Here is a 15,964-nt window from a genome sequence, read left to right as displayed (position 1 = left end):
TCGGGGGTGGCGGGTTCTGTCTATCGCGGTGTGATGTCTGCGAGCCAGTCCTCGACGGTGACGACCTCTGCCCACCGCGGGAACAGCCTGTCGATGAGCATCTGGTGCACCTCGGGGTCGGTGTCGAGGCAGGCGTCCGCCAGGACGGTGAGACCGAAGTCCAGGTCGTTGGCCTGGCACAGGGTGGAGAGCACTACACCGCTGGTGGCGATTCCCGTGAGAACGAGGCTGTCGATACCGCGGGTTCTGAGCACCAAGTCCAGGTCACTGCCCGAGAAAGCGCTGGCCCGCCTCTTGGTGATCACGGTCTCGCCCTGCTGGGGCGCGATGTCGTCGTGGATTCCGGTGCCCGGCTCGCCCTCGGTGAACAGGCCGGCCCGTACGGCGTTGGTGAGCACCTTGTTGCGCGGACTGACCTCCGGCCGGCCCGGCCGCAAACCGATGACCACATAGATCACGGGGAGCCCCGCCGCGCGGGCGCCGTCAATGGCCCTGCGCAGCCGCGGCAGATACCCGGAGCCGACGTCGGCGATGTCCACGATGTCCCGTTGGACGTCCATCACGAGGAGAGCGCTGTTACCCACGTCTGCCGTCCCTTCTCCGCCGTACCCTTCACTCGACAGTATGGCGTGCGGGTTGCCGCCCCGGCGTATGGCCGAACGCGCGGCGGAAGACGTCGATGAAGGCGCTGCTCGATGCCCATCCGCAGCGGTGGGCCACGGTGGTCACCGAGTTGCCCTCGGCGAGGAGCCGCAGGGCGTGGTGGAGGCGTAGCTGGGTGCGCCATTGCGGGAAGCTCATACCGAACTCGGCGCGGCAGAGGCGGCTCAGGGTGCGCTCTGCGGCCCCGACGGCGGCACCGAGCTCGGCCAAGGTGCGGCCGTCGGCGGGGTCGTCGTGCAGCAGTCCGCAGACCGCGGCCAGTCGCGGATCCGTGGCGGTCGGTACGTGGACGGGCTGCTGACCCGCGCAGTGCCGTAGCTGGTCGAGCAGTACCGCGCGCAGCCGTCGGCGCTCCGCGGCGGTGCCCCGGGAGTCCCGCCGTTCGGCGGGACTCCCCGCGTCGGGAGAGCTCCCCGTGTAGGCGAGGAGGAGTTCCCGCAGCAGCGGGCTGACGTCGAGTACGGCCGGACGGTCGAGCCGGAGCGGGTTGTCCTGGACCGGCAGCCCCACCAGATGGAGGTCGGTCGTGCCGTAGGCACGGTGCTGGTGCGGTGTACCGGCCGGAACCCATAGGGCACGCGTTGCGGGTGCGACCCAGCTCCCGGCCTGGGTGGTGACGGAGACGACGCCGCGCCCGGCATAGACGATCTGGTGCTCGTCGTGCCAGTGAGCGTCGACCTCGGCACCCGGCGGCAGGGCGATCGTCCGCGTCACGGCGCGCGGGGAGTGACGCGGGGAGCAGCGCGGGGTGAGGCCCGCAGAGCCGGCGTGGCGGGTTTTCGTCATCAGTCGGCAATTTATCGGAAGCGGTGCGACCGCGGAGGACCGCAGGATCGCCCTATGACGACACAGAGCTCCCTCGACTCCTCTTCCGCTCCTCGCGTGCCCCCTCTCGTCCCTCCTCTCGCCACTCTCCGTCGCCGCCGCAGCGCCAAGTGGCGGAGCCATCCGGTGGACGTGCTGCCGCTCCCCGTCGCGGAAATGGACTATGTACTGGCCGAGCCGGTGGTCCAGGCGCTCCGCGAGGCCATCGACCGCTCCGACGCCGGCTACGCGGCTCCCACCCGGGATCTCGCCCTCGCGCTGTGCGGTTACGCCGGTCGCGCGTGGGACTGGGCGGTCGACCCGGAGCACGTCCGGACGGTCACGGACGTGGGGTTGGGCATCGTGGAGACGCTGCGCCGCTTGGTCTCCCCCGGTGACGGAGTCGTGTTGAGCCTGCCGGTGTACGAGCCGTTCAGTTGGTGGATACGGGAGGTCGGCGCCCTGCCGGTGGAGGCTCCCCTCACCTCCAGGAGCGGCAGCGGCGGAGAACCGCGGCTCGATCTGGACGCGCTGGAGGAAGCCTTCGCCGCGCCGCAGACCGTGGCGTACCTGCTGTGCAACCCGCACAATCCTCTCGGGCTGGTGCACAGCCGGTCGGAGCTGGCGGCGCTCGCCGAACTGGCCGACCGGTACGGTGTCCACGTCCTCTCCGATGAGATCCACGCACCGCTCACCCTCCCCGGCGCGGAGTTCATCCCGTTCCTCTCCGTGTCGGACGCGGCCCGTCGCCGGGGCTTCGCGTTCCACTCCGCGAGCAAGGGCTGGAACCTGGCGGGGCTCAAGGCGGCCACCGTCGTCACCGCTCATCCGGCCCCGAAGCGGTATGTCGACCGCCTCTCACCGCACTCCCTCTTCCGTACGGGGCACTTGGGTGTGCTCGCCACCGTCGCCGCGTACGAGCACGGTGACGCGTGGCTGGCCGAGGTCGTGGAGGCGCTCGACCACAACCGGAGGCTACTGGGCCAGTTGCTGACCCAGCACCTCCCGCGAGTGGGCTACCGCCCGCCGGGCGCGGGGTTCCTCGCCTGGCTGGACTTCCGTGACCAATTCCCCCGCCTCCCCCCAAGTCCCCGGAGCCCCTCGGACCGCCGAAGCCCGGAAGCCCGGGACGGGGCCGACGATCCCGCCGCGCATCTGCTGGAGACCGCACGGGTCGCTCTCACCTCAGGACTCGGCTACGGCACCGGAGGGCGCGGTTTCGCCCGTCTCAACTTCGCCTGCGCGCCCGAGACGCTGGTCGAGGCCGTCACCCGCATCGCCTCCGTGGTCGATGGAGCCGGGGGATGAGGAAGCGGCGGCCCCGGCCTTTACCCCTGACGTAATCGACCCGCGCTCCCCGGCCCGGCAGTGTGGTGCACGTCAGAGCGGGACCCGGACAAGTTCCGGCACCACAGACCAGAGGAGCACGCCATGACCGTCACTCCGCCCGACACCGCAGCGGACTCAGTCGCCGAGGCCACCCGTCGTGTCGTCCAGGATTTCCTGTACGCGCGGCTGGCCGGTGACGGCGAGCGACTCGTCGCGCTCTTCGCGGACGAGGTCGACTGGCTGCTCGCGGACAACCCCGGCGTCCCATGGATCCGGCCGCGCTCCACCGGAGCCGAATGCGCGGCGCAGGCAGCGGAGTTGGCCGAGCACACGGTGGCCGAGGACACGCGCGCTTCCGTGGACACATTCCTGGTGGACGGCGCCGATGCCGTCCTGATGGGGCACCTGTCGGGCACGGTACGGGCGACAGGGAAGTCCTTCGAGGGGCCGTTCGCCCTGCGCCTCACCGTCGAGGATGGGCGGATCACCCGTCACCACCTCTACGAGAACAGCCTTTCCGTCGCCCAGGCGTGCACCCCGTCCTGAGACCGGCCGGACCACTTGTGCCGCTGAGGAGCACACCCCCGGCGGGGCTGCTCAGGCGCAGGCGCCGCCCCGTACGAGCGCCTCGCCGGACAGGCGCGCGGTCACGTGTACGTGGCCTGCCAGGGTGGTGATCGCTTCCGGGTCGGCCTGGACGATCGGCAGGTGCACGTCGTACAACTCCGCGGCCACCAGTGCCCCGACGACGAGGATGGTGTCGCAGGAGGCGAGGACCAGCGCGGCCGGTGCGGTGCCGTCCTGGAGGCGCTGGGCGAGCACCGCCGCGGACGAGCTCGATCCCCGGCCGGAGCGCATCACCACGACGCGCCCGGTGAGCGACTGGCCGTGCTGAGGGTGGTGCACGTCCACCACGGTGCCGTCCTCGCCGACACCGCCCCAGAACGACAGCGGCTCGTCGAGGTGGAGCACCGCGCCCCGGGCCTCGCCGACGTGCAGGGTGCGGCCGTACAGCCCGGGTGCAGGCGTCTCGGGTGCAGGCGTCACAGCTCAGCTCCAGGCGTCGTCATCGCGTACCACCTCTCCGGCGCAGGCGGAGGCGACACACTCCGCGAGGCTGCCCAGCACGGTGTCGATGCCGAGGTTGTTGGGCGCGTACCAGGCCCACTTGCCCGAGCTGGTCATCACGGTGCGTACGCCGGGGTCGAGTACGGGGGTGAGGTAGGTGCAGGTGTCGGTGACGATCCGTGCGCCCGCCGCCTCCAGCGGGGCGAGGAGTCCGAGCCGGGTGGCCTCGGCGAGTACGGCACGGCTGGTGGAGACGTAGACCGGTACGGCGAAGCGCGGACCCTCGCCCACCTCGCGGGCCAGCGCGGCGAACTCGGTGACGGAGAAGTGCGGTGTGCCGAGGCTGACCGCGTCGATCAGGCCGTCCGCTGCGGTGGACAGCCGGCCACGCGCCGCCAGCAAGTCGGCGGTGGTGACCGCGTGCGTCGGCAGCCCGTCGGTCGTCACCTCTTCCGGCGTCACGCCCACGACGTGGAAGAGCGCGACGCCGCCCGCGGAGGCAGCTGTCGCACCGAGGGCCTTGAGCCGGTCCTCGGTGACCCCGTCGTCGAGCGAGCCGGGCAGCCCGGTCAGCGCGGCGACACGGGTGCCCGCCTTCTCGCCGAGCAGCATGCCCAGCGCCGCCCAGGCGGCGTGCTGTTCCCACAGGTCCGCGCGGACCGTGGAGCAGTCGAGCACCAGCACGGGGCGGCGCTCGGAGTCCAGGTGCAGCCCGGCTGCCGGAACCCGTCCGGTCAGCGCAGCGGCGATGTCGAGGAAGTCCCCGTACCGGTCGGTCCTGGCACCGAGTACCGAGTTGACGAAGGCGATGGCGTTGGACTCCGCCCATGCGACATGCGTGCCGAAGGCCGGGCGGTGGGAGAGCTGGTAGGGCGCGCATGTCCAGGTGGGCTCGCAACCGAGCGCGACGTAGGCGTCCATCAGCCGCCGCGCGCCGTCGGCGAGCGCTGTGTCGGCCCGTACGAGACCGGGGTGCAGCAGGTCGAGGGAGCCGACGTTGAGCGTCGTACGCACGGCCACCTCGCCGCCCGATTTCACCAGCCGTTCCGCCAGGTCGAGCCCGGCTGGTCCGTGGTACAGGCAGCCGTCGACGTGGACGGAGCCGACCGGCAGCAGCTCCCGTGCGCCGCCCGCCCGGGCCACCCCGACCACCAGGCGCATCGCGATCGCGACTGCCTCACCCGCCTCGCCGTCGAGCATCGCCTGTTCGTCACCGGTCAGCCGCAGTGCGGTCATCGGGGAAACCTCCTCTTCAACGGCGCCGGGCTTGTGGGAGGGGCCGGGCCGCATTCGTCTCAGGAGTCGGCTTCCACCCGGCCTGCCCAGATTCCGCGACTGTGGGCGAGATGCCTGCGCATCAGGTCGGCGGCCAGCTCCCCGTCCCCCGATTCGATGGCGTCCACGATCGCGATGTGCTCCTCGCCGGACTGGGTCAGCTCCCCTTGATCCGCCAGCTTCTGCAGCCCCCGCATACGGGCCTGGTCGCGCAGTTGGCCGACCATGGCCACAAGGCGGCGGTTGCCCAGCAGTTCCAACAGGCCGAGGTGGAACTGCCGGTCCAGGTCGAGGAAGGAGATGAGGTCCCCTTCGCGTGCGGCGTCGGTGAGCTGCCCGGCGAGCTTCCGGAACTCCGGCACGGCTGCCCCGTCCAGGACCTTGACGAGCTCGGTCATGGCGGGCACTTCGAGCATCGTGCGGATGTGGAAGATTTCGTCGAGATCGTGCTCGGTGAGCACGGGGACCCGGAAGCCGCGGTTGCGGATGATCTCGACCATGCCGAGATTCGCGAGGTCCATGATCGCTTCTCGGACCGGGGTGACGGAGACGCCGAGCGTCGCGGCCACGTTGATGACGCTCTCCACCTGCCCGGGCTCGATCTGCCCCAGCACGATCCGGGTCCGCACCGCGTCCCGCGCCTGCTCCCGGAGACTGACTGACTTGAGCTGGGGGCTGGTCGCCGGCCCCGCCGACGGGCGCGAAGTGGTCACACCTCATACATAACACGGAACCTCCAGAGGGTCGACGCTCCCTTGCTCTGCGTTGTGAGGTGTAATACCTTACATCACCGACCTCTGGGGGTGCCATGAAGACCATCACCGTCGACGAACACGACATCCGCGCGGCCGTGCCGATGAGCGAGGCGATCGACGCGGTACGCAGCGGCTTCATCGACCTGGCCAAGGGCGAGTTCGAGATGCCCACCCGTACCGCGCTGCGGGACGGACAGTTCCTGGTGATGTCAGCGCATCACCGTCCTACCTCGTCCGCCATGATCAAGACGCTGAGTCTCGATTTCGGACGAAAGCCCGCCATCGCCGGCACCGTCGTCTGGAGCGAGACCGGCCGCCTGGACAGCCTGGTCGCCGACGCGAGCACGGTGACCACCCTGCGCACCGGCGCGGCAGTCGGCGTCGCCACCGACCTTCTCGCCCCGCCCGAAGCCGGACGGCTCACCCTCATCGGAGCGGGCGCACAGGCCCCCGACCAGGTCCGCGCCGTGCACGCGGTCCGGCCACTGCACCGGTTGACCGTCGTTGACACCGACACGCAGCGTGCCCTGGGACTGACCGAGATGCTGGCATCCGAGCTGCCCGGCGTGGATCTGAGGACGGCTGAAGACGCCGCGGCGGCCGTGGAGGAAGCCGAGATCGTCTGCTGCGCGACCAACGCGACCAGCCCGCTCTTCCCGGAGCCGGCCCTTCCCGCACAGGTACACGTCAACGCCATCGGCGCGTACCGACCCACCATGCGCGAGCTGCCCGACGAGCTGCTCGCCACGAGCACCGTCGTCATCGACGAACTCGACGCGATCCTGGCGGAGTCCGGCGAGATCATCCACGCCCTCGAAGCCGGCGTTCTCACCAAGGACGCTCTCACCGAGCTGGGCACCGCGCTGACCGGCACCTCGGCGAATCACTCCAGGCGGACGGTGTTCAAGACCGTCGGCGTCGCCATGCAGGACTGGGCCGTCGCCCGCCTTCTGACCGACAAGTTCCTCGACTGATCGGACTCGCCTTCCGTAACTGACCGGACTCGCTCCGGGCCCATCCGCGAAGGGGCAGCAATGGCAGACAGCGCAGTGATCGTCGGTGCCGGCGTCATCGGACTGGCCACCGCCTACCGACTCGCCCGCGACGGGCTCGCCGTCACCGTGGTGGACGCGGCGAGTGGCGGTACGGCCGGGACGTCCGTCAACAACGCAGGGTGGATCGTGCCCATCATGTCGGCTCCCGTTCCCGCCCCTGGCATGGCCGGGGCGGCCCTGCGGTGGATGGCCAGGAAGGACAGTCCCCTCTACGTCCGCCCCTCGCTGCGACCGGCGCATGTGCGCTTCATGGCGAGCCTGCTGCGTCACTGCAACCATCGCGACTTCCACCACGGCGTGGAAGCCCTGACGGCATTGAACGCGCGAACGGTCCCGTTGTTCGACGCGTACGACAAGGACGGCGTCCGTTTCGAGTACCACCGCACGGGCCAGCTGATGGCCTTTCACACCCGCGAAGCCATGCGGGCGTACCAGGCGGAGACAGCGCCCCTGGAGCGGATCGGCCACACGGCTGTTCCCCTCTCCGGTGACGAACTCAGGGACCTCGAACCGGCGCTGGGGCCGCACGTACGGGCGGGCCTCCGGTGCGCACAGGAACGCCACGTCGACCCGGTCCGGCTGCTCAAGGGCCTGGAAGAGCGCTGCGCACAGCTCGGTGTCCACTTTGTGCGCAACGCCCGGGTAGATGACATCCACTTCCGGGGACCGGCCGCGACATCGGCCCGCGCCGGACGGGACGAGATCAGCGGGGATGTCTTCGTCCTCGCCGCCGGAGCACATACCGGCCCGCTGTCCCGGCTGGCCGGATTCCCGCTGCCCATCCAGCCGGGCAAGGGGTACGGCTTCGATGTCACCGACGGCCCCGTGACGCTGCGGCACTCGGTCTACCTCGGTGAGGCAAAGGTGGCTGTGACACCTCTGTCGGACCGGCTGCGGTTCGCCGGAACCATGGAGTTCGGCAGCTCCGGCAGGGCCGTCGATCCCCATCGGCTGCGCGGCATCGTCCGCTCCGCCCACGCGTTCCTTCCTGACTTCCCCGCGAGCACACAGCCGCGCGGCTGGACGGGCCTGCGTCCGATGACGCCCGACGGCCTGCCCGTCGTCGGCCCCCTGCCCGGAAAGGACAACGTGCTGGTCGCCAGCGGGCACTGCATGCTGGGCGTGACCCTGGCGCCGATGACGGCGGAACTCATCGCGGCCCTCATCGCAGGCGGCCGGCGGTCTTCCGACGCCGCCGCCACAGCCCGGCCCTTCGCCCCATGCCGGTTCGCACGGCATCGCCGTGCGCCGGCGGGTGCCTGACCGACGGAGCAGTGGGCCCCGGACCGCCCGCCTCTCGTACCTGCTCGGCCCTGCTCGGCCATGCGAGCCGGCGCGCCATGACGGCCACCGTCCTCTGCTCGTGCGGCGTCGACGGCCCAGCCGATCGACCCGCTTCGAGGCGCACACCCGCGAGTTGCCCGTCTCGGGGGCTTGAGCGGGCGAGGTCAGGAGGGAAAGGGCACGAGCGGTGATGTCCGATGCGGCGACGCAGACCTTCGCCTGCGAGGGGCGACGCAGACCTTCGCCTGCGAGGGGCCCGGTGGCGTCATCGGGGGATCGGAGTGGCGCCGGTCGCCGCGACGGACAGGTCCCACAACCGTGCGGCCGAGTCGGGGTCGACGGCGTACGCGCGGACGCCGCCGTCATCCATGGGTGCCTGGGCAGCGGAGATGCCGGCGATGTCGCAGTCCTCCAGGTAGAGGCCGCCACGGTCGTCGAGGAGGGGGGAGGTGGCGGCCCACAGGCCGGTGGCGGCACCCTGAGCGGGAGTCTTGAAGTCGGCGCCGATCACATTGCCGTGCTCGTCCACCCACCCGCGGTCGATCTGCTCCTGAAGTGCCATCTCTCGCTGAAGTCCGGTGATGATCTTGCCCGGGTGGAGCGCGAAGGCGCGGACGCCGTCACCGCTCCCGAGTGCATCGAGGTGCACGGCGAAGAGGGCATTGGCGGTCTTGGCCTGGCCGTATGCCAGCCATTTGTCGTAGCCGGTCCGGAAGTGCGGGTCGTGCCAGCGGATGCCGGTGAGAGTGTGGCCGGCAGAGCTGTTGACCACGACGCGTGCGCCGTCGGCGGCCAGGAGCGGGTAGAGCTCGCAGACGAGAGCGAAATGCCCCAAGTGGTTGGCGGCCAGCTGGCTCTCCCAGCCGGGTCCGACGTGTCGTTCGGGGGTGGCCATGACCCCGGCGACGGCCATGAGCAGGTCGATCCTGGTGAGGGAGTCGCTGATCCACGCGGCGGCGGCGCGCACACTGTCGAGGTCGGCCAGGTCCATGGGGACGACCTCGCAGCTCTTCACGTCCGCGAGTGCCGCGCGGGCGGTCTCGGGTCGTCGCGCCGGGACGATGACGTGGGCTCCGGCGGCTGTCAGTGCGCGGGTGGTCTCCAGACCGAGTCCCGAGTAGCCCCCGGTCACAACGGCGCTCTTGCCCGAGAGGTCGAGACCGGCGGTGATGTCGTGGGCGGTGCTGGTGGCGGAGAAGGGCGAGCCGAGCGGCTGCTGATCCGTGCTGGTCATGCCGACGACGCTACGAGCTGGAGTGAGGTCTAGATCAAGCCGTAGGCTGTAACGCATGGGAATCGCCGAGACCGCTGATGAGCAGCTGAGCATCGGCGAGGTGGCCGAGCGGACGGGCCTCAGCGTGCATGCTCTGCGCTTCTACGAGCGCGAGGGCCTGCTGGTCGGTCGGGTCCGACGCACCTCCGGCGGTCGGCGGAGGTACACCCCGTTCGATGTCGACTGGCTGCTGATCTGCGTCAAGCTGCGCGAATCCGGGATGCCGCTGGCCGACCTCAAGCAGTTCGCCGAGCTGGTGCGGCAGGGTCCGGGCAACGAGGCAGAACGTCTCGAGCTTCTCGATGTCCACCGGCAGCGCGTCGACGCCCAGATCCGGGCACTGGAGGAGTGCCGCTCCGTCATCGCCTGGAAGGTCGGTGTCTACGCAGAACACCTCGCCCGCGGCGAGGCCGGCGGGCTCTGGGACCCGACAGCCTGAGCCACCGCCTTCCGTGGCCCGTACGCTCCGGCTGGGACAGCTGCGGCCGCCTGCCGAGCCTGGTCGGCAGACGGCCGTATGCCGCTTCGATTCGTGGTGGAAGGGACCGCTTTCAAGCGTTCCGCTCGGTGCTCTCCTTTTCCTTGCGCCAGGCGACATAGGTCAGCCAGCCCATCGTCAGCACGGTGCCCCCGAAGAGAATCAGCGTCCAGATCAAGGTTTCCGCATCCATGGGTCAGCCTTCCTCGGTTCGGTGGGCAACTGACACATCGGCGTGGCCTTCAACGCCGGTGTCGGGTGCAGGTGCGGGCGCGTGGACGGAGCCGACGCCCTCGGCGGTGAGCGGTCCGCGACTGATCCTCCGGTAAAACAGGCTGTTGAGCAGCAGCGTGACGACGAAAACGGCCACCCACTGAAGGACCATCGTGCCGACGCTGAACGTCTGGAACGGGTCGTACCAGGTCTGCGAGGAATCGGTGATGGAGAGGTACATGAACCAGCCGAACACCACGGCGGCCATCAGCGGGAACATTCCGATCAGCACCTTCCACCAGGTGCCGACCCTGAAATCGCTGGCGCGGTCGAGTTCGCGGCGGGCACGTTCGAGGCCGTAGCGCATCATGGCGATGGCGGCGAACAGACCACTGATCAACAAGCCGACGCCCCATACGTTGTCCTGGTTGGTCAGCACGTCCAGGTCGAGCGCGGAAGGTATGCCCCCGACGAGGGTGACGAGAACGACGGCGACAACGGCCTTCTTCCGCTTGATGCCGAAGTCGATCACGTTGCGCACGGCGAGTTCCATCATGGCGATCAGGCTGGAGAGGCCCGCGAGTACGAGCACAAGGAAGAACAGCGGTCCGAAGAACCAGGTACCGCCGGGCATCTGACCGAAGAGGGCGGCGAGGTAGACGAACATCAGCCCCTGGTCACCCGCACCGACCGCCTCCTGCGCGTAGTGCGGGGACTGCATCGCGAAGACCGTGCAGATGACCGCGATACCGGCGAGCAGTGAAGCCAAGTGGTTGCCCGCGACCACGATTCCCGAGTTGAGCGCGAAGTCCTCCTTCTTGCGCATGTACACCGAGTAGGTCAGGTAGAGGCCCCAGCCCGCGCCGGTGGAGAAGGCCATCTGGACAAAGGCGCCGAGCCACATCTCGCCGTCCAGGAATCCGCTCCAGTCGGGGACGAACATGTAGCGCAGGCCGTCCCCCGCTCCCGGCAGGGTCATGGCGCGTATTGCGAGCAGTACCAAGATGACGAAGAGCGTCGGCACGGTGACATTGAGAACTTTCTCCAGGCCGCCCTTCAGACCGCGGATCACCACAAAACCCACGAGAAGCGCCGCGATCACGTGGAACAGGATCGTCTGCGCCGGAGTCGCGACGAAGTCGTCCCACAGTTTCGACGTCTGCTCCGTGCCGATGCCCGAGGTGAACTTGCCGCTCACCGCGTAGCCGAAGTAGCGGATGGCCCAGCCGCAGATCACCGTGTAGTAGAAGAGGATGCCGATCGTGACGACGGCCATGAATCCGCCCATCCAGGCGAACTTGCGTCCCATGAAGTCACGGAAGGCTCCGACAGTTCCGAGCCGGCTGCGGGAGCCGAGCAACGACTCAGCCATCAGCAGCGGGATCGCCCAGACGAGATTGGCGAGCACCACGGCGATGATGAACACTCCGCCGCCGCCCGCTCCGACATCCCGGGGAAATCGCCAAATGTTTCCGGTGCCCACCGCCATCCCGATGGCGGCGGCCACGAACGCGAAGCGGCTGGAGAACACCTCTCTCGCCGAGCCTGCTTTCTGACGCACCATGATCAGATTCACTCCGTTCGGCCGGTTGGGGACTACCGCGCCCTGACGGGTCGGAACCGCAGCTCGCCGTGTTCACCTCCCCGCGACAGCGGGTGCAGGTAGTGGTTCTGGGTGGAGTAATGTATTACACCTCACATGCTCCCCTGCCAAGGGTTGCGTCACGTTCGAAACGGGTCCGATACCACCGGCGGACGGACTCCTTCCGGCGGCCCGTCCACAGGACCGGCGATCGCCCGCCGCAGACCCGGGCGACAGCCCGCAGGATCGGCGGACCCCGCCCCGCCCCCGCCTACAGCGCCGTGCGCCATCTGTTGACTGGTCCACACCCGCCGCTCATACTGACGGCCAAATCGATTTGGCCAAATCGATTTGGCCACCGTCCGGGCCCGATTGTGCAGGCCAAGAAACCGAGCGAGCAGAACCCGAAACGGAGACTCACCCGTGTCGATACGCAACGCTCTCCGCCGAAGCCCGGACCCACGCAGCGCCTCAGGGGCCGACGGCCGACAGCCTCATCCCGTCGACGACTACCGCCCACTCCACCGGATGCTTCTCTTCGGTGTCCAGCACTTCCTGGTCATGGCTGCCACACCGATCTCCAGCGTCTTCCTGGTCAGCTCAGCGCTGCAGCTGTCCCCGTCGCTCACGGCCAACCTGCTGTCCGCCGCGTTCGTGCTCTCCGGACTCGGCTCGCTGCTCCAGTCGCTGGGCCCCTGGGGCATCGGCGCGCGGCTGCCGTTCGTGATGCTGCCCGGCGGCGCGCCGCTGATCCTCTTCCTCTCCATCGCCGACCAGCACGGTCTGCGCACCGCGACCGGCGCAGTCATGATCACCGCCGTCTTCTACTTCGTGGTGCTGCCGCTCTTCTCCCGGCTGCTGAAGTTCTTCCCGACGCTGGTCATCGGGACGATGATCGTCATCGTCGGCGTGAACCTGGTAAAGGTCGGCGCACTGCTGGTCACCGGGCGCCCCGGCAGCAGCGGGTTCGGTGAGCCGCTTGCCCTGCTGCTCGGCCTGGCCACGGTCGGCTGCACCGTCGTCGCCTACGCGCTGTTGCGCGGAACGCTGCGCCAGCTCTCCGTGCTGCTCGGCCTGTTGGCCGGTACGGCGCTGGCCGCGCTGCTGGGCCGAGTGAAGCTGGAGGCCACCGACGACGGAGCGCTGCTGCACGCGCCGCAGCTGATGCCGTTCGGCAGCCCGCAGTTCAATCTGCTCGCCTCCCTGCCACTGCTGGTCTACAGCCTCGCCTCGATGGCCGAGGCCACCGGACAGACAGTGATCAACAGTGAGGCCGTCGGCAAGGAGCCGGACGCCCGTCGCGACGCGCCGAAGACCATCCGGGGCGACGCGGTCATCTCGCTGGCGGGTGGGTTCTTCGGGCTTCCGCTGATGGTCACCAGCGGGGAGAACATCGGCATCGTACGGATCACCGGCGTCCGCAGCCGCTTCGTCACGGTCGCGGCGGGCCTCGTGCTGATCACCGTCGGCTTCCTCGCGCCGGTGGCCTGGCTCGTCAACGCCATTCCCGCACCGGTCGTGGGCGGGACCGCGCTCGTCGTCTTCGGAGTGATCACGGTGCTCGGCGTGCAGATGCTCGGGCGCAGCGGGCTGGACGACCACACTGACACCTTCATCGTGGCCGTCGCGTTGGGGCTGGGACTGCTACCGATCCTGGTGCCCGGCGTCTACGGTCACCTGCCCGCGAACCTGCGGATTCTGCTGGAGAGCGGCGTCGCGGTCGGGGCGTTCAGCGCTGCCGTGCTGCACGCGCTCTTCCACCGGACGCCCTGGCGGACGCGTACCACGACGGCTGCGGGCACCACCGCAACCACCGGTACTGACACCGGAACCGGCACCGGAGCTGCCGCTGCGGCGGATGTCGGAGAAGTCCCCGCCCGCTGACCACTCACACCTGCGCTCGGCCCACTCACCTCAACGTCCACGTCGAACAACAAGGACACCATGCACCCCCTGGACTCTTCCGGACCCGGCGCCCTCGCGCGCGGCGACGACGCCCCCCTGCTCCTCGTCCCCGAGACCGTGCTGCTCCCCGACGGCCCCGCCGACGACCACGCGGTCGTCGTGGACGGCGCCGAGTTCACCGCCGTAGGCCCGGCCGCTCGGCTGACCCGCGACTTCCCCCAGCTGACAGCTGTCCGACTGCCCGGCACCGCGCTGCTGCCCGGCTTCATCGATGCCCACCACCACCTCACGCAGAGTTTCGGCGCCGCGCTGGCCTTCGGTGAACCGTCGGAGATATTCCGTCGGGTGTGGGTGCCCTTGGAGAACGCGCTGGACGAGGAATCCGCATACGTGGCGGCCAAGCTCGCCTCGCTCGAGGCGCTGCGCGGCGGATTCACCACCGTGGCCGACGCCGGGACCCGCGCCCCGGTCGACGTCGAGGTGGTGGCGTCCGCCGCCCGCGACGCGGGGCTGCGCTGCGTGCTCGGTCAGATCTGCAACGACGCGGAACCCGGTGCCGAGTCGGACGGTTCGGGCGCAGCCGAGGACGTCAGAGCCCGAGCGGCGAAACATCTCGCCCGCTATGCGGGCGACCCGCTGATCCACCCCTCGCTGGCGGTCTCCATACCGGAGGCGGCCACCGAGCAGACCCTCGCAGCCATGGCCCGGCTGGCTTCCGAAGCGGGAGCGGTGCTGCAGATCCACGTCAACGAACACCTCGCCGCAGTCGAACGCTCCCTGGTGCGGCACGGCTTGCGCCCCCTGGAGCAGCTGCACCGTCTGGGCGTGCTCGGACCGCACCTGCTGGCCGCACACGCCACCTTGCTCACCCCGCGCGAGCTGACCCTGCTGCAGGACAGCGGCACCGCCGTGAGTTACAACCCCGTGGCCAGTGCGTGGAAGGGGAACGCCGTCGCACCCGCTCTCTCCATGGCCGAGCGCGGTATCCGGTTCGGGCTGGGCAGCGACGGCACACGCGGCGACGCCTTCCGGCTGCTCGACGCCGCCGAGACCGCCCAGCGGCTCGTCCACGGACTGGCCGGCGGAGACTCCTCGTGCGGGGGTGGCTGGACGTGGCTCGACCACGGCACCCGGCTGGGTGCCGAAGCAGTCGGGCTGGATGACGGCGCAGCGGGCAACGGAGTGCGTACGGGAGTGGTGGCGGCGGGTGCCGCAGCCGACTTCCTGCTCCTCGATCTCACGGGCCCCGAGATGTGTCCCTCCCACGACCTGCCCTGGGAGCTGGTGCGGCGCGGCAACCGCGATCAGATCAGCGCGGTCTTCACCGCCGGCCGGCTGCGCCTGTGGCACGGCTGGCCCCTCACGTGGGACGGCAGGGAACTGGTGAGGCGCGCTGCTGAGCTGGCCCGCGAGGTGGTGGCGCGGGCACCGGTCGTCCGGGTCCACCCACCCTCCACGGAAGCGGCGCAGCACACCGGGCGGGCCGGGCAGCCCGCCGCGCGAACCGGGCGGCACTCCCGTACGGCGGCCGGACCTGGCGGCAGCCACGGCGTGCCGGGGATCAGCCGATGAGCGGAGAACTGCTGCTCCTGCTGGGGCTGACGGTGGCAGCGGCCGCCTTCGTGCAAGGCGCCAGCGGCCTCGGCTACGCGCTCATCGTGGCGCCGGTGGCGGGTCTGGTGGACCCGGGGCTGCTCCCGGTCTTCCTGCTGGCGTCGATGATTCCGCTCAACCTGTACGTGGCCTGGCGGGAGCGGTCCAGCCTCGATCTGCGCGGCGCGGGGTGGATCACCGGTGCCCGACTGGCGGCGACGCCTGCGGGGCTGCTCCTGCTCGCGGCCGTTCCTGAGCACGGCCTGGGGCTCCTCGTCGGCGGCGCGACCGTACTCGCCGCGCTGGTCAGCCTGGCTGCCCCGGCGTTCGCTCCGGGGCGCGGCGCGTACCTAGGAGCCGGGCTGGTCACCGGGATCACCGAGACGGCCACCGGAGTGGGCGGCCCCCCGCTGGCCCTGGTCTACCAGCACCGGCCGCCGTCCGAACTGCGGTCGACGGTCGCCGTCTGTTTCCTGGTCGGCGAGATCGCCTCGCTGGCTCTGCTGTTCGCGACGGGGCGCGGCACCCCTGACCGGCTCGGCACGGTGCTCTGGGTCCTGCCGGCCCTCGCCGCCGGTGCGGCGCTGAGCCGGTACGTGCACCACCGGCTCGACGCACGCCGTCTGCGGCTGGCGGTACTGGTGTTCGCGCTGGTCTCGGGGCTGGTACTGATGCTCGGGATCTGAC

At 70.0% G+C, this 15,964-nt stretch carries 15 protein-coding genes; 8 read left to right on the top strand and 7 right to left on the bottom strand.

The window, feature by feature from the left end:
* Positions 1 to 20: 20 nt before the first annotated feature.
* Both JW592_RS06385 and JW592_RS06380 read right to left on the bottom strand, forming a co-directional pair.
* Positions 21 to 584, bottom strand: coding sequence for a cysteine hydrolase family protein (locus JW592_RS06385; protein ID WP_209263921.1), 564 nt, complete (start codon positions 582 to 584; stop codon positions 21 to 23).
* Between the two features lie 28 nt (positions 585 to 612).
* Complete coding sequence (locus tag JW592_RS06380; RefSeq protein ID WP_209263920.1) at positions 613 to 1,449, bottom strand: AraC family transcriptional regulator; 837 nt, start codon at positions 1,447 to 1,449, stop codon at positions 613 to 615.
* Positions 1,450 to 1,503: 54 nt separating this feature from the next.
* On the opposite strand from JW592_RS06380, the gene JW592_RS06375 reads away from it, so the two are divergent.
* Entirely contained in the window at positions 1,504 to 2,775 is a 1,272-nt protein-coding gene (locus JW592_RS06375) for a MalY/PatB family protein (RefSeq protein WP_229375282.1), read from the top strand.
* A 123-nt stretch (positions 2,776 to 2,898) separates the two neighbouring features.
* A complete protein-coding gene (locus tag JW592_RS06370) occupies positions 2,899 to 3,342 on the top strand; it encodes a nuclear transport factor 2 family protein (protein WP_209263919.1) in 444 nt (147 codons plus the stop codon).
* 51 nt (positions 3,343 to 3,393) lie between these two features.
* Here the strand turns inward: JW592_RS06370 and JW592_RS06365 are convergent, their stop codons facing one another.
* Genes JW592_RS06365 through JW592_RS06355 form a run of 3 tightly spaced genes read right to left on the bottom strand, consistent with a single transcriptional unit; the run spans position 3,394 to position 5,852 of the window.
* Positions 3,394 to 3,843 carry an aconitase X swivel domain-containing protein gene (locus JW592_RS06365; RefSeq protein WP_209263918.1) on the bottom strand — a complete coding sequence of 150 codons (450 nt, stop codon included), beginning with the start codon at positions 3,841 to 3,843 and terminating at the stop codon, positions 3,394 to 3,396.
* A 3-nt stretch (positions 3,844 to 3,846) separates the two neighbouring features.
* Positions 3,847 to 5,100 carry an aconitase X gene (locus JW592_RS06360; protein WP_229375281.1) on the bottom strand — a complete coding sequence of 418 codons (1,254 nt, stop codon included), beginning with the start codon at positions 5,098 to 5,100 and terminating at the stop codon, positions 3,847 to 3,849.
* Between the two features lie 59 nt (positions 5,101 to 5,159).
* A complete protein-coding gene (locus JW592_RS06355) occupies positions 5,160 to 5,852 on the bottom strand; it encodes a GntR family transcriptional regulator (protein WP_209263916.1) in 693 nt (230 codons plus the stop codon).
* A 95-nt stretch (positions 5,853 to 5,947) separates the two neighbouring features.
* Here JW592_RS06355 and JW592_RS06350 point away from each other — a divergent pair, with 95 nt between their 5' ends.
* Entirely contained in the window at positions 5,948 to 6,868 is a 921-nt protein-coding gene (locus JW592_RS06350) for an ornithine cyclodeaminase family protein (RefSeq protein ID WP_209263915.1), read from the top strand.
* Between the two features lie 60 nt (positions 6,869 to 6,928).
* On the top strand, positions 6,929 to 8,212 hold the full coding sequence (locus JW592_RS06345) for an NAD(P)/FAD-dependent oxidoreductase (RefSeq protein WP_209263914.1): 1,284 nt from the start codon (positions 6,929 to 6,931) through the stop codon (positions 8,210 to 8,212).
* A 286-nt stretch (positions 8,213 to 8,498) separates the two neighbouring features.
* Here the strand turns inward: JW592_RS06345 and JW592_RS06340 are convergent, their stop codons facing one another.
* Positions 8,499 to 9,467 (bottom strand): SDR family NAD(P)-dependent oxidoreductase, encoded by a 969-nt coding sequence (locus JW592_RS06340; RefSeq protein ID WP_209263913.1) that lies wholly within the window; start codon positions 9,465 to 9,467, stop codon positions 8,499 to 8,501.
* Positions 9,468 to 9,522: 55 nt separating this feature from the next.
* Here JW592_RS06340 and JW592_RS06335 point away from each other — a divergent pair, with 55 nt between their 5' ends.
* Positions 9,523 to 9,945 (top strand): MerR family transcriptional regulator, encoded by a 423-nt coding sequence (locus JW592_RS06335; RefSeq protein ID WP_209263912.1) that lies wholly within the window; start codon positions 9,523 to 9,525, stop codon positions 9,943 to 9,945.
* A gap of 235 nt (positions 9,946 to 10,180) precedes the next feature.
* Here JW592_RS06335 and JW592_RS06330 read toward each other — a convergent pair whose 3' ends face one another.
* Positions 10,181 to 11,761 carry a sodium-dependent transporter gene (locus JW592_RS06330; protein ID WP_209263911.1) on the bottom strand — a complete coding sequence of 527 codons (1,581 nt, stop codon included), beginning with the start codon at positions 11,759 to 11,761 and terminating at the stop codon, positions 10,181 to 10,183.
* A gap of 546 nt (positions 11,762 to 12,307) precedes the next feature.
* Here JW592_RS06330 and JW592_RS06325 point away from each other — a divergent pair.
* From JW592_RS06325 to JW592_RS06315, 3 genes are read left to right on the top strand one after another with little or no spacing between them, the layout of a single operon-like run.
* Positions 12,308 to 13,663, top strand: a complete 1,356-nt coding sequence (locus JW592_RS06325; RefSeq protein WP_209263910.1) for a uracil-xanthine permease family protein — start codon at positions 12,308 to 12,310, stop codon at positions 13,661 to 13,663.
* Positions 13,664 to 13,723: 60 nt separating this feature from the next.
* The gene (locus tag JW592_RS06320; protein WP_209263909.1) at positions 13,724 to 15,256 is read left to right on the top strand and encodes an amidohydrolase family protein; all 1,533 of its coding nucleotides are present in this window, start codon (positions 13,724 to 13,726) and stop codon (positions 15,254 to 15,256) included.
* Complete coding sequence (locus JW592_RS06315; protein ID WP_209263908.1) at positions 15,253 to 15,963, top strand: sulfite exporter TauE/SafE family protein; 711 nt, start codon at positions 15,253 to 15,255, stop codon at positions 15,961 to 15,963. Before JW592_RS06320 ends, JW592_RS06315 begins: the two co-directional genes overlap by 4 nt.
* Position 15,964: the final 1 nt, after the last annotated feature.

It is taken from the genome of Streptomyces spirodelae, from assembly GCF_017676385.1.
Classification (GTDB): domain Bacteria; phylum Actinomycetota; class Actinomycetes; order Streptomycetales; family Streptomycetaceae; genus Streptomyces; species Streptomyces spirodelae.
This window is presented reverse-complemented; position numbering and strand designations above follow the sequence as displayed.

Bases quoted from the DNA above. Each gene is read 5' to 3' on its own strand.
- JW592_RS06380 (WP_209263920.1), bottom strand. From the start codon at position 1,449: ATGACGAAAACCCGCCACGCCGGCTCTGCGGGCCTCACCCCGCGCTGC.
- JW592_RS06375 (WP_229375282.1), top strand. From the start codon at position 1,504: ATGACGACACAGAGCTCCCTCGACTCCTCTTCCGCTCCTCGCGTGCCC.
- JW592_RS06370 (WP_209263919.1), top strand. From the start codon at position 2,899: ATGACCGTCACTCCGCCCGACACCGCAGCGGACTCAGTCGCCGAGGCC.
- JW592_RS06360 (WP_229375281.1), bottom strand. From the start codon at position 5,100: ATGACCGCACTGCGGCTGACCGGTGACGAACAGGCGATGCTCGACGGC.
- JW592_RS06350 (WP_209263915.1), top strand. From the start codon at position 5,948: ATGAAGACCATCACCGTCGACGAACACGACATCCGCGCGGCCGTGCCG.
- JW592_RS06345 (WP_209263914.1), top strand. From the start codon at position 6,929: ATGGCAGACAGCGCAGTGATCGTCGGTGCCGGCGTCATCGGACTGGCC.
- JW592_RS06340 (WP_209263913.1), bottom strand. From the start codon at position 9,467: ATGACCAGCACGGATCAGCAGCCGCTCGGCTCGCCCTTCTCCGCCACC.
- JW592_RS06335 (WP_209263912.1), top strand. From the start codon at position 9,523: ATGGGAATCGCCGAGACCGCTGATGAGCAGCTGAGCATCGGCGAGGTG.
- JW592_RS06330 (WP_209263911.1), bottom strand. From the start codon at position 11,761: ATGGTGCGTCAGAAAGCAGGCTCGGCGAGAGAGGTGTTCTCCAGCCGC.
- JW592_RS06325 (WP_209263910.1), top strand. From the start codon at position 12,308: ATGCTTCTCTTCGGTGTCCAGCACTTCCTGGTCATGGCTGCCACACCG.
- JW592_RS06320 (WP_209263909.1), top strand. From the start codon at position 13,724: ATGCACCCCCTGGACTCTTCCGGACCCGGCGCCCTCGCGCGCGGCGAC.
- JW592_RS06315 (WP_209263908.1), top strand. From the start codon at position 15,253: ATGAGCGGAGAACTGCTGCTCCTGCTGGGGCTGACGGTGGCAGCGGCC.